This window comes from Tabrizicola sp., assembly GCF_051645465.1.
Classification (GTDB): domain Bacteria; phylum Pseudomonadota; class Alphaproteobacteria; order Rhodobacterales; family Rhodobacteraceae; genus Tabrizicola.
The window spans coordinates 1-13,141 of sequence record NZ_JBOFBI010000165.1; the positions used below are offsets into that span (position 1 = coordinate 1).

General features: G+C 62.5%; 9 protein-coding genes and 1 pseudogene. 3 read left to right on the top strand and 7 right to left on the bottom strand.

Going from position 1 to position 13,141, the window contains the following annotated elements:
- Nucleotides 1-3,075 (top strand): efflux RND transporter permease subunit (locus ACRCSW_RS10335; protein ID WP_438704819.1); only part of this gene is annotated, 3,075 nt, incomplete at its 5' end.
- A 99-nt stretch (nt 3,076-3,174) separates the two neighbouring features.
- Here the strand turns inward: ACRCSW_RS10335 and ACRCSW_RS10340 are convergent.
- The 6 genes from ACRCSW_RS10340 to ACRCSW_RS10365 all read right to left on the bottom strand — a co-directional run bounded on the left by ACRCSW_RS10340 (nt 3,175) and on the right by ACRCSW_RS10365 (nt 8,852).
- Nucleotides 3,175-3,723 carry a hypothetical protein gene (locus tag ACRCSW_RS10340; protein ID WP_438704821.1) on the bottom strand — a complete coding sequence of 183 codons (549 nt, stop codon included), beginning with the start codon at nt 3,721-3,723 and terminating at the stop codon, nt 3,175-3,177.
- 127 nt (nt 3,724-3,850) lie between these two features.
- Nucleotides 3,851-4,150 (bottom strand): PAAR domain-containing protein, encoded by a 300-nt coding sequence (locus ACRCSW_RS10345; RefSeq protein WP_438704823.1) that lies wholly within the window; start codon nt 4,148-4,150, stop codon nt 3,851-3,853.
- A gap of 69 nt (nt 4,151-4,219) precedes the next feature.
- Nucleotides 4,220-4,762, bottom strand: coding sequence for a hypothetical protein (locus tag ACRCSW_RS10350; RefSeq protein WP_438704825.1), 543 nt, complete (start codon nt 4,760-4,762; stop codon nt 4,220-4,222).
- On the bottom strand, nt 4,759-5,385 hold the full coding sequence (locus ACRCSW_RS10355; RefSeq protein ID WP_438704826.1) for a hypothetical protein: 627 nt from the start codon (nt 5,383-5,385) through the stop codon (nt 4,759-4,761). The genes ACRCSW_RS10350 and ACRCSW_RS10355 overlap by 4 nt, the downstream gene beginning before the upstream one ends.
- On the bottom strand, nt 5,385-6,392 hold the full coding sequence (locus ACRCSW_RS10360; protein ID WP_438704828.1) for a hypothetical protein: 1,008 nt from the start codon (nt 6,390-6,392) through the stop codon (nt 5,385-5,387). Before ACRCSW_RS10360 ends, ACRCSW_RS10355 begins: the two co-directional genes overlap by 1 nt.
- Nucleotides 6,393-6,395: 3 nt before the next feature.
- Nucleotides 6,396-8,852, bottom strand: coding sequence for a type VI secretion system Vgr family protein (locus ACRCSW_RS10365; RefSeq protein ID WP_438704830.1), 2,457 nt, complete (start codon nt 8,850-8,852; stop codon nt 6,396-6,398).
- Between the two features lie 316 nt (nt 8,853-9,168).
- On the opposite strand from ACRCSW_RS10365, the pseudogene ACRCSW_RS10370 reads away from it, so the two are divergent.
- Nucleotides 9,169-9,750, top strand: a pseudogene (locus ACRCSW_RS10370) (beta-ketoacyl synthase N-terminal-like domain-containing protein); the annotation flags it as partial.
- Nucleotides 9,751-9,892: 142 nt separating this feature from the next.
- Here ACRCSW_RS10370 and katG read toward each other — a convergent pair.
- Nucleotides 9,893-12,061: a catalase/peroxidase HPI gene (katG, locus tag ACRCSW_RS10375; RefSeq protein WP_438704832.1), complete on the bottom strand. Its 2,169-nt coding sequence runs from the start codon at nt 12,059-12,061 to the stop codon at nt 9,893-9,895.
- A gap of 160 nt (nt 12,062-12,221) precedes the next feature.
- Here katG and ACRCSW_RS10380 point away from each other — a divergent pair, with 160 nt between their 5' ends.
- Nucleotides 12,222-13,109, top strand: coding sequence for a LysR substrate-binding domain-containing protein (locus ACRCSW_RS10380; RefSeq protein ID WP_438704833.1), 888 nt, complete (start codon nt 12,222-12,224; stop codon nt 13,107-13,109).
- Nucleotides 13,110-13,141: the final 32 nt, after the last annotated feature.

Here is a 13,141-nt window from a genome sequence, read left to right on the forward strand (position 1 = left end):
GAGCCGAACCACGATCTGGCGGTCGCCGAAGAAGAGGTGCAGGCCGCCGTTGATGCGATCACCTCTCTGCCCGAGGGCGCGGATGAGCCGGAGGTCGCTTCGGCCGCCTGGCGTGACCGGGTGACGGATGTGCTGATCAGCGGTCCAGTAGGGGTCGACCAGCTGGCCCGCTTTGCCGATGAGCTGACCGGCCGCTTGTTAGCTGCAGGGATCACGCGGGCCACGATCACTGGTCTGGCCAGCCCTGAGACGATTGTCGAGGTTCCGTCGACCGCACTTATGCGGCACGACATCACGATGGCGGAGGTGGCCGAGGCCATTGCCGCTGCCGTGGCCGATGCGCCTGCGGGCGAGCTTGGCGATGGCGCGCGGTTGCGGACCGGGACCGAACGGCGCAGCGCTGCCGAGATTGCGGCCATTGCTCTGCGATCGGGCGCCGATGGCAGCACGCTCACGGTTGGTGATATCGCCACGATCCGCGCCAATGAGCCGAACGCAGTCCGTGCGGCCTTCGTGGGCGAGAATCCCGCCATGGCCATTCGGGTTGACCGGAACGCCGACGGCGACGCGATCGGCATCCAGGCCACCGTGGCTGAGGTGGCGGCCGAGATGCAGCTGGGCTTGCCGCAAGGTGTCACGGTCGAGCTGGTACGGACGCGGGCCGAACAGATCCACGACCGGCTCTTGTTGTTCATGGACAACGGCACGTCGGGCCTTCTTTTGGTGCTGTTGATCCTGTTCCTGTTCCTGAACGCCCGGATCGCCTTTTGGGTGGCGACCGGCATTCCCATCGCCATGCTCTCGGCGCTTGCCGTGATGTATGCCTTTGGCATGTCCCTGAACATGATCTCGCTTTTCGCGCTGATCATCATGATCGGGGTGGTCGTGGACGATTCTATCGTGGTCGCGGAAAACGTGGATCACCGGGTGCGCACCTTGGGCGAATCCCCGCAAGAGGCCGCCGAGAATACCGCCACCTGGATGGCCGGGCCGATCTTCGCCTCGTCCATGACCACCATTATCGCCTTTCTGGGTCTGGTCGCTATCGGGGGGCGGTTCGGCGAGCTGATCCTCGACATTCCCATAACGGTCTGCATCATTCTGGCCGTCTCATTGGTCGAGTGTTTTCTGATCCTGCCGAACCATTTGGCCCATGCGGTGAAGGATATCGGTCGGAACCGCTGGTACGACTGGCCCTCGCGCCAGACAAACCGGGGCCTTGAATGGCTGCGGGTCCATGCGATCCGTCCGGCGCTGCGCTTCGTGATCTTTGCCCGCTATCCCATGCTCGCGGCCTGCGTACTGGCGCTGGCGTTCCAGGCGGCGTTGTTTCTGCGTGGCGACGTGCAGTTTCGCTTCTTCAACCCGCCGGAACAGGCCTCGGTCACGGGCAGTTTCGCCATGCTTCCCGGTGCAACGCGTGAGGATACGCTGGCAATGCTGCGCGAATTGCAGCGCGCGACGGATGTGGTGACTGCGCGGTTTGAGGCCGAGCATGGCGAGAATCCTGCCACCTTCGTGTTGGCCGAAATCGGTGGCGGGGCAGGGCGCAGCATTGCCGGTGCCGAGACCAAGGGGCCGGACCTCCTCGGCTCGATCTCGATGGAGCTGATCAGCCCAGACCTGCGGTCCTATCCGACGTCGGAGTTCATTGCGGCGCTTGAGGCCGAGGTGGTGGCCCATCCTCTGCTGGAGGAGCTGAGTTTCCGCAATGCGCGTTTCGGGCCGGGTGGTGCCTCGCTTTCGGTCGATCTTTACGGTGGCGAGGCCGAGACCCTGAAGGCCGCCGCCGAGACGCTGAAGACGGCGCTGGCCGCTTACCCCGAGGTATCGGGGCTGGAGGATAGCCTTTCCTATGACAAGGAAGAGCTGATCCTGACCCTCACGCCGCAGGGCGAAAGTCTGGGCCTTGACACAGCCAGCCTGGGCCAGGTCCTGCGAGAGCGGTTAGGCGGGATTGAAGCGGCGACATTCCCGGACGGCCCGCGCGAAGCCTCGATCCGGGTGGAACTGCCGGAAAGCGAGCTTACGGCGGACTTTCTTGACCGCACCCTGATCCGCGCTTCGGCCGGGGTCTATGTGCCGCTGTCGGATGTCGTGGTGGTGGAAAGCCGGTCGGGGTTTTCCTCTGTCGTTCGAGAGAACGGCCTGCGGATGGTCAACGTCACCGGCGAGTTGTCCGAAGACAACCCCACCCGCGCCACCGAAGTGCAACGCGCGCTGAGCGAAGAGCTCGTGCCGAGGGTGGCGCAGGACTATGGGCTAAGCTGGAAGCTTTCGGGCCAAGCCGAGGACGAACGGGAGTTTCTGGGCGGGGCTGCGGTGGCGCTGGTCCTTTGCCTCTTGGGCATCTATCTGGCCCTCGCCTGGATCTTTGCGCACTGGACGCGGCCTTTGGTGGTCATGTCAGTCATTCCGTTCGGGCTGGTCGGCGCCATCTTTGGCCATTGGGTTTGGGACGTGCCGCTGTCGATGTTCTCCATCGTCGGTCTGATCGGCATGTCGGGGATCATCATCAACGACTCCATCGTGTTGGTCAGCACTGTCGACGAGTACTCCGAGACCCGGGGCCAGCGCGCCGCGATCATCGACGGGGTTGCCGACCGGTTCCGTCCGGTGCTGCTGACGACGCTCACCACGGTGCTGGGTCTGGCGCCGCTTCTGTATGAGCGCAGTTCGCAGGCCGAGTTTCTGAAGCCTACGGTGATCACCCTGGTCTTCGGACTGGGGTTCGGAATGGTGCTGGTCCTGATCGTGGTTCCCGCCGTGATGGCTATTCAGGCCGACGTATCGCAAGCGCTGCGCGCCTTACGGCGGGTCGTTCGGGGCGGTTGGCCCACGTTGCGGCTGGCCCTTGGCGTGGGGGTCGTGGGGGTCGTTCTTTTGGCGATGGCCCTGCCGCTATGGGTCGCAGTGACCGGCACCCTGCCGGGCTGGCTGGTCAGCCTCAGCCCGAGCTTGGCAGACGCATCCGCTGGCCTGGTCTCGGTCGGAGTGTTCGCAGCCTCGGGGCTAGTTCTGTGGTTGGTCATCGCTATGGCCGCTCTTGTAAGCCTGCGGCTGCGGCGAGCCTGAAAGGACCTTTCGCAGATTTTCAAGCTTGCCTCGCGGCTCTGTCTGGATCGACCGTTCCGGGACGGGCTGGGCCTTGTTGCACAAGTGCGCTGACAGGATTCATCTTGTGAATCCATCTTGACAGCTATGGGCATGAGCAGGCCGACACCCCCGACTTGCAGGACCCGGAACTGGCCCGCCTCGCGTCCCCGCCACAAAGGTCGCGGGACCGGTCTGTACGGGGGCGGGGACGGATTCGACCGAGGCGTTCCAGCGATAGCTGCGCCCCGGTTCAAGGCGGAGCGTCTTGCCCTCAGCGCCGGTCGGCGGCTTGATTGCCGAGGCAATGCGCCGGTCGACAAGCAGTCCGACAGCGTTGAAGCGCTGCTGCAGGCGGAAGCCCATCGACGACACTCGGCCGACTTCGACGGCCGACAGCCATTCGGCGGGGTCGTAGCGGCAGGTCACCGTTTCATCCCCGATCGTGCGGCCTGTCCGGCGGCCGCAGCAATCCCAGGTGGTCTCGGTTCTGGTGCCGTTGATGGTCTCGGCGATCACCTGGGCGGCTTTGTCGCGTTGGAAAGTGACGATCGCATCGGCGTTCGGCGCCTGTTGCAGCAGACCGTGGTCGGCAGAAGCAGATGCGGCGGTGGGCTGCGTCGTAGGCATATCGTGCTTGTCGCCGAAGGGTCATTCGGCCGGCGTCATGTTGCTATCGCCGTCGGATGGTTCTTCCCGCTACGCCGGGCGGAAGATCGCACCGCAACTGGCGTTTCCAGCGACCGGAGGGCGGATTTCAGTCAGCCTGGAACCCCGGCACACCAGTCGTGATCACGCCTCCATGCGCGGTCTTGTCACCGATCCGCATGACACCCTTGCCGTTGATTTTGACAAGACTGGAACCTTTGGACATACCGTCTGGTCCAGGCATCCCCGTGCACAGACAGTCGCCACCTTCCACCGCGACCGGGATTCCATTGAAAGTTACCAGGCTTTGCCCCGCGTTTGAGACCGGCCCCCCGACATGCGGCTTTGGCCCCGGATCGACCTTTGGGCAAACATGCATGTGTCCAAGCGTGGCTATCGGTTTGGTCATGTGCAGTCCTTACCTCAGTTTTGGCGACCCGGATTGGTTATGTGGTTGCCATACATCTCAACCCGATGGTCAGCTTTCCTTACCGGTGATTTCGTCCGGCTCATACTCATAGACCTCTGTCATCTTGAATTCCAAAGCTTGGCCAGTATGCGAATACAAGCTTATGCTCCCCTGATCTTTCCAGAACTTTGGAGCTGTGATCCGAACCCCGATGCTTTCAAAATAGTAATCGCTGCCGCTGAACAGCGCGACCTTCTCACGGCGCGCAAGCGCTACGATCAGTTTTACCCTGTCTTTCTGCCAAAGGTCTATTCCATCAACAATCAGGCTATCTTTGGTAGGAAGCAGATGGATCTCCGAAAGGATGCCATCGAAAAAGACAACCTCTGGCGTCTGTGAATTAGATGCGGAGTCGAAAAAGGAAAATGTAAGCCTTCTTTTCAAATAGTCGATCTGATCCTTCTCGACGACACTTGGATCGAGATATGGCTTCATGACCTCATAGGAGGTTTTGGCCGAAGCCGGCTCACCCAAAATGACTTTGACCGCAGCCTGATCGATACCAAATTTCAATGGCCCGTATCTTTCAAATGGAACGAACTCCCAGCTCACGGTTTTCTCCTTCTAGTCTGCTGTCCAACTGGATATTTGTCCGGGTACTTGCTGATGCACGCGACATAGGCAGATGCTTCCATGATCGCCTGATCGTACTTGTCACCAAACTTGAGTTTTACATCTGCGACATCCATGGCGAAGGCTCCCAAAAGGCCGCCCTTGCCGCTAAGAACAGCTTTCTGCTGCTTCTGATAGAGCCTGGCTGCATCGGAGCTTCCATGACTCGCGGTCTTTTTGTGATCAGCCGGATCCATGGCAATTGCGGGCATTTTGCCTTGCGACATGCTACCGGCGGGATAAGAAGATTCCGCCGGCATATGATGCGATTCGATCCCAGACTTCTTCGTTCCCGCGTAGCTGCCACCATTGTACTTGCTCCCGGTTCCCGAGCGCAAGAACTGGCATGGGTCGGCCAGATCATCAAGCTTCTTGCAGGTCTTGCAAGCCTTACGGCGATTGATCTCGCGCTCCAGGATCTCGTCGCCTTGTTTTCTTCCACGCTCCAGAAGCTTCCTGAGCGCACGCTTCGCCAACTTCTTGCCTGCGTATTTTGCCGCCTGCTTGGCCGCAAAGGCCACTGCCGCGCGAATAACGATCCCGGCGATTATCGGTAGGGGCATTACAAGGCCTCCAGTTCTTCGTCAGAGGCGTTGATGACCTGGTCGTAGACTTCCTCAAGCACCGTCGCGGGGTCGCGCGGATCGTTCTGAAAGTGCTCACGAACGACAGCGTTATGTAGCGTCTCGCCACCGGTAAGCAGAGCAAGGAACGCCCAGAGACCGTGAGCGTGCTCCGTCCTGAAACCGATCTCGTCGCCGGTTTGCTCTGATTGAAGGACGAGGTCTCGTAGTTCATCCTCTGTCAGCGCCGAAGTGTATTCCGGCGCCGTCGTCCGCAGGTAGTCGGTCACCCTTGTGCGCGAGGCGACCAGCTGAGCGTCCTCGACCGAATCGAGCGCCCGGTCGGACAGCCGCAGATTGCCGGGCGGCGGCACGATGCCTTCAGGTTTTATGTTGACTGAGACAGCCCCGCCATCAGCAGACCAGATAGGATCGGGCGCGAATATCAGTCGCTGCGCCGGTCCCATAAGCCGGGCCAGTTCTTCGGCGGATAGCCCTGGGACAACCTGAGCAAGGACGTTGGGATCGGCATGCCGGAAAAGAACCAGCCGATGCGAATTGTCTTGGCTTTCGTCCTGCTCTTCAGGAGGCTCTTCCGCGTCGGCTTCGCTTTCTTCAATCTTATCTTCGGCGGCCCACTTCGGGATTGACACCATGTTTATGCCGCGCAAATGCCGGTACAGTGCATCCGCGCCGCCAGGACATTGCCAGAAGACCGCGGCAGTTCGGTCACCGATCAAGTCAAAGATTGCATCGATCGTTTTGTCCCTGGGGCGGCCGATCGCCATTTCGGCCAGCTCATCCAGCGAAACCATCTGCGGCGCGGTGATGACTTGTTCGGGGTTGTTGTTGCCCCGGTCAAGGTAAAGCGGGCGTGATATGAACTTGCCCAGAACCAGCTCGTTCGGCAGATTGTCGAACTTGGCGCCGTCAAGAACTGCAAAGAGGGGCCCGTCCTTCGGATCCAGCCCAAGCAGAACTGTGCGAATATCATCTATATGGGTCATGTGTCACATCACGAAAGGTGTTGCAGATTCGGCCATTGCGCGCAGGCACTTCGAACCTTCGCCGGGGCCGCCCCTTCTAAAGTCTATCGAGTTGCCCTCGATCTCGACCTTCAGTCCGCGGATTTTCACACCGCGCCGGGAGATTTCGACATATCCGCCAGGCGCGGATATCAAGAGCGTGTCATTTGCCTTGATCTCCCAGACCCGCGCCGTGCCTTCGAACTTTTCCTTTGTCGATATCTGGAACAGGGATCCAGAGGAATGGGCCGATCGTTTGCCGCTATGCGTGGTGTACTCTTCGCCAACGTCGACAGTCTTGATCCTTCCGACTTGAAGTCGCTGCTCGTCGCCGACCGTGGTGAACTGCTTCTTGCCGATGGTCGTGGTGTGAACCTGCCCAACGAAGGTGTTCTTCAAAAGCCCGATCTGTTCGGTCCGGGCCAATCCAATGGTGTCGCTTTTGGCCTTTTCGATCACCGTGTTCAGGATGCCAGAGATCGGCATGATCTGTCCGACCAGACTGCCAAGCGCGGTACCGGCTGCGGCCTGATCCAGCCCCGCTTCCTCGCGGTTGCGGCCCGCTGACGAGAAACCGCTGTGGCCCGGGCTCGAGATCAGCTCGCCCGCCAGCGTGCTGCCAAGAAGACCGCTTACCAGCGCGCCCAAAGCACCGCCCTCGACCTTGCTCGCACCCGCCGCCATCGTCGACGTCCCCGAGCCCAGCAGCCCGCCAAGCGCCTGCATGAGACCCAAGGCACCCATGAACCCGCCGCCACCAACCGTCAGGTTCATCGACCCGCCGATCTTCTCCTGATGGTTCTGGCCCACGTCGATCGCCTTGTTCTGACCGACGCTTTCAACCTGATCGTTGTCGACCCGCTTCATCCGGTTGTGCAGGATCTTCAGCGTCTGGTCCTTCTGCGCGTGAAGCGCCATGTTCTCGGCACCTGTCGCGTCCTCGAACGAGATTTCGTTGAAGCCTTCCGACTTGTGGCTGTTCGACCGCAGGACCGTCTTTGTCTTGTGCCCCGGCAGCGGGTAGGGCACCTTTTGCCTTGAGTTCGGCACGACCCCAGTCACCACCGGCCGGTCGGGGTCGCCGTCGAGGTAGCTGACCATCACCTCCATCCCGATCCGCGGGATCACCTGGCCGCCCCAGCCGGTACCCGCCCAATTCTGCATCACCCGCACCCAGCAGGTGTCCGAGCCGTCCTTCTTCGCCCGCCGGTCCCAGGGGAACCAGAGCTTCACCCGGCCGTATTCGTCGGGGTGAATCTCCTCCCCCTCCGGCCCTGCCACAATGGCCACCTGTGCACCATCGATCCGGGGCTGCGGCGTTATCCGCGGCGGGGTTGCGGGCACCGAGGACGGCATCGCGATGAAGCGGTTCACATACTCCGCCTGGTTGGCGACGCTTTCATAGCTGGTGTCCACTGCCTCATGCGTGATCGCCAGGATCACATGCTCCTCGAACACGGTGTCGGGGTTCGCCAGGTCATAGGGTTTGAACCGCCGACCTGCTGCAAGCGTCCGCACCATGGATTCGCCCTCGACCCGGGCATGTTCGGCCTCCAACGCCTGCATCCGCAGTTTCGCGACACGCGCCACTGCGGCGTCGTCAATCCCTTCGGATGCGCGGCCGCCGGCACCGTAGCCCGCTTGAACCGGGTACTGGAAAAGCTCGTAACTGCCGTTCTTCGGCAGTTTCACCAGGCTTGGCGCGTCGCCTTCGGGAACTTGCCCCGGCGTCTCGAAATTCCAGTCCCGCCCGGCATGCTGCCCCGGCGTATAGCTGAACTGGGTCTCGAACCGGCTGATGTGGTTGCGGTCGGTCGAGCCCGCCGAATATCGGATATCCGTCATGCCATCGCTGGTATAACCGGAGGCATGGCTGGCGATATGCAGCTTGTGAGCACCCGCCGAGTGCTCGAACCAGTAGAAAAGCCCGTCCTCTTCCAGGCGCCGCGTCAGGTAGGCCAGATCCGTCTCGTTCCACTGCACCGAATAGTGCTGTGGTGGCACTGCATCCACGACCCCCGAGGTGTCAGGCGCTGCGATCCCATGCTCGGACAACAGCGTTTCGGCCACATCGATGGCCGTCTTGTCCAGCCAGATCCGGCAATCGGACTTTTGCCCCAGAAGCCAAAGCTCTGGCCGCAGCACCAGCTGATAGTTCTGCAGCCCCCGCGTCTGCTTGGGACCGGAAATCATGTTGGTCACGATCGCGTTCCAGAAGCGCCGCGCGCCATCGCCCAGCTCCAGGCTGACATCCACCGGCTTGCCCAGAACCTGATCCGGCGCCAGATCGAGAATCTTCGAGCGCACCACCACGACACCCTCGAAAAGACCCGAGATTTCCTCGCGGAAACTCAGCTTCTCGGCCAGCAGCTGATCCGCGCCTAGCGACGTCTCGATGCGCAGGATTCGCTCGGCCTGAAGGAAATCGGAAGATGCGTTCATGGCGGGGCTCCTCTTCGGTCTGAAGCTTAAGCACTCGTCAGTAAAGCAGGCGTGACGCCCACGTAGCCGCATTCCCAGGGAACCTGCCGTCATGTGCCCTGGAAGAGGCGGGCAGACGCAGAGCCGATGCGACCATCACACAGGGTTGGAATGTGCTACTGGCGACCGACGGTTCAAGTGGGGTTTTTCCCGCCCTTGACCCCTAGTCTGCTCGACAGGGCGGGAATCCGCTGATCACCGGACGCACCCGGACCTGCTGCGATGACAGCTCTGTTCACACCGTCCGCCACCGAAGCCGCTTGGCTTTGATCCCGCGACGGCCATGTCGGCGCAGGATCTGCGCAAGAGCGACCTTTTCATTCACTACGCGGTGGCCGCCGCCAACGAGGCGCTGGATCAGGCCGGATGGCGACCCGAGGCACTGGACGAAAGGACCCGGACCGCCACGGTGATCGCAACCGGCGTCGGCGGCATTCCCGCAATCACGGCTGCCACGGAGACCATCCGCACGGAAGGCGTCAGACGTCTTTCCCCCTTCGTCGTGCCTTCGTTTCTTCCCAACCTTGCGACCGGCCAGGTCTCTATCCGCTATGGCTTTCACCGCCCCTCCGGCGCGCCCGTCACCGCCTGCGCTGCCTCAGCCCAGGCGATCGGCGATGCGCTGCGCCTGATCCGGTCGGGCGAGGCCGAGGCGATCAGCTGCGTCAATGCCCACGCCACCTCCACCCCGGTGGGAGACGCGGCCGAGCTTGCGGCCCTTACGCAGATTTTCGGGGCGACCGGTGCCCGCGTGGCCGTCAGTTCCACAAAATCCGCCACCGGCCACATGCTTGGAGCGGCGGGCGCAACCGAGGCGGTCTTCTCGGTGCTGGCGCAGTGTCGGCTAGGCATAGGATAGACCACGTCGATCCACTAACTCACCCGGCCGTAAGGCCGTGCCGGTTCAAGTCCGGCCGCGGGCACCAGAAGTTGCAGTCGGCTGTGACCGCGCAGAGAAAGGCCCGGGCTTTGATGCCCGGGCCAAAGTCCTTTTGCCCCGCTCAGGCCTGCAGGTCGAAACGGTCGGCTTCCATGACCTTCACCCAGGCCGAGACGAAGTCGCAGACGAACTTCTCGGCATTGTCATCCTGGGCGTAGACTTCGGCATAGGCCCGGAGGATCGAGTTCGAGCCGAACACCAGATCCGCGCGGGTCGCCGTCCACTTCACCGCGCCGGTCTTGCGGTCGACGAGGTCGTAGAGGTTCGTCCCCTTCGGCACCCATTTGTAGGTCATGTCCGTGAGCCCGGCGAAGAAGTCCGTCGTCAGCGCGCCGACGCGGTCGGTGAAGACCCCGTGCGTTGTTCCACCGTGGTTGGTGCCGATCACGCGCATGCCGCCGATGAGGCAGGTCATCTCATGCGCGGTCAGGCCCATGAGCTGCGCCCGGTCGAGGAGCAGCTCTTCGGCGGTGACGGCGTAGTCCTTCTTCATCCAGTTGCGGAAACCGTCAGCAAGGGGCTCCAGCACGCCGAAGCTGTCGGCGTCGGTATGAGCGTCTGTCGCGTCGCCCCGGCCGGCGTGGAAGGGCACGGTCACGTCGATGCCAGCGGCCTTTGCAGCGTGCTCGACCCCGACATTCCCCGCCAGCACGATCACGTCAGCGACCGAAGCACCGGCGGCCTTGGCGATGGGTTCAAGGACGGACAGGACATGGGCCAGGCGCGCGGGCTCGTTCCCCTCCCAGTCCTTCTGCGGCGCAAGGCGGATGCGGGCTCCGTTCGCGCCGCCGCGTTTGTCAGACCCGCGGAAGGTGCGGGCCGCATCCCAAGCCGTGGATACCATGTCGGAAACCGACAGGCCTGAGGCCGCGATCTTCGCCTTCACCGCCGCCGCGTCCCACGAGGTGGACCCCGCCGGAACCGGATCCTGCCAGATCAGGTCCTCCCGCGGGACCCAAGGCCCCAGGTAGCGGACCTTCGGCCCCATGTCGCGGTGCGTCAGCTTGAACCAGGCGCGTGCAAAGGCATCGCTGAACGCCGCCTGATCCTGCGCAAAACGCTCGCTGATCGCGCGATAGGTCGGGTCGACCTTCATCGCCATGTCAGCATCGGTCATCATCGGCATCCGGCGGATCGTCGGGTCCTCGACGTCCACCGGCATGTCTTCCTGCGAGATGTTGATCGGCTGCCACTGCCAGGCGCCCGCGGGGGATTTCACCAGCTCCCAGTCGTATTTCAGAAGCAGGTGGAAGTAACCGCCGTCCCACTTGGTCGGGTGCGTCGTCCAGGCGCCTTCCAAGCCGCTGGTCACCGCGTCGCGGCCGACCGAGCGGGCGGCGTGGATGTTCCAGCCAAGGCCCGCCTCTTCCAGCGCAGCCCCCTCCGGCTCCGGGCCGATCAGCGCGGCATTGCCGTTGCCATGCGCTTTGCCGACTGTGTGGCCGCCTGCGGTCAGGGCCACAGTCTCTTCATCGTCCATGGCCATGCGGGCGAAGGTTTCGCGCACGTCCTTGGCGGTCTGCAGCGGGTCAGGCTGGCCATTCACCCCTTGCGGGTTCACGTAGATCAGCCCCATCACCACCGCCGAGAGCGGGTTTTCCAGCGACTGCCGGTCCTCCTTGTTCGGATAGCGCTGGTCGGTCAGCCATTCCTTTTCCGACCCCCACCAGGTGTCCTTTTCGGGGTGCCAGATATCCTCGCGCCCGAAGCCGAAGCCGAAGGTTTTCAGGCCCATGGATTCGTAGGCTACCGTTCCGGCCAGCACCATCAGGTCGGCCCAGGACAGCCGGTTGCCGTATTTCTTCTTGATCGGCCAGAGAAGGCGTCGTGCCTTGTCGAGGTTCGCGTTGTCCGGCCAGCTGTTCAGCGGCGCAAAGCGGTGGTTACCGGTGCCAGCACCACCCCGGCCATCGGCCATGCGGTAGGTCCCCGCAGCGTGCCACGACATGCGGATGAAAAGCCCGCCGTAGTGGCCCCAGTCGGCGGGCCACCAGTCCTGGCTTTCCGTCATCAGCGCGATCATGTCGCGCTTCAGAGCCTCGAAGTCCAGCTTCTGGACTTCCTTCCCATACTCGAACCCGGTCAGCGGGTTCACCTTGGTGTCGTGCTGGTGCAGAATGTCGAGGTTCAGCGTCTTCGGCCACCAGTCCATCACCGTGGTCTCGGTCGTGGTGATTGCGCCGTGCATCACCGGGCACTTTCCGCTGCGTCCAACGTCATTGCCGTCCATCTCGCTCTCCTCGTTGGCTGAATTTGGGTGCCGAAAACGCCGCAAACCCGCCCTGGCAGGCTGGGGAAGCGACTCGCCGGTCTTGGTCATGAACTATCGCTAGCACCTCGTGGTGATAATAGGAATTTTCATTTTCCAATCACGGCGATATGAAAAACATATGACGCTGATCACCATGAAACACCTGCGCTATTTCGACGCGCTGGCAAGGCACCGCCATTTCGGGCGTGCGGCCGAGGCTTCGGCGATCTCGCAGCCCGCCCTGTCGCTGCAGGTGAAAGAGCTGGAAGATATCCTTGGGGCGCGGCTTGTCGAGCGGGGGCCGCGGCAGATCAGGCTGACCGCCCTGGGCGAGGAGTTTGTCCTGCGCGCCCGTGAAGTGCTGCGCGCCGTGGATGAGCTTGGCGCACTCGCGCGGGCTTCGACCGGGCCGTTGTCCGGTCGGTTGCGGCTGGGGATCATCCCCACCGTCGCGCCCTATCTGCTCCCGCGGCTGATGCAGCTTCTCTTAGGTCAGTTTCCCGATCTCGACCTTCACCCCAAGGAAGCGATCACGCCGAAACTGGTCCGTGATCTTGCCGAGGGCAGGCTGGACCTGGCGCTTGTCGCCCTGCCGATGTCCGAACCGTCATTGGTCGAAGTTCCTTTGTTCGAAGAAGAATTCCTTCTGGTCCGCAGCGAGATCGACGCCGATCTGCCGCTTCCGGATATCCGGGACCTTCCTGAAATGCCGCTGCTCCTTCTGGAGGAAGGGCATTGCTTCCGCGACCAGGCGATTGCCTTCTGCAAGCTGCCCCGGAACTTTTCGGGCGAGATCATGGAGGGTTCGTCGCTTTCCACCTTGGTGCAGATGGTCGGCGCGGGGCTCGGGGTGACCTTGATCCCGGAAATGGCAGCAGCGGTCGAGGGCCGGTCGGCCCCGGTGGTGCTCCACCGACTGCCAGAGCCGCGCCCAAGCAGGACCATCGGCCTTGTATGGCGGCGAAGCAATCCGCTGTCCGACCGCTACGGCGAACTGGCGGAAGGTTTGCGGGCGGGGCTTTCCTGAGCGGTCCCTCCTCGTTCGACTTCGTCTCCTCG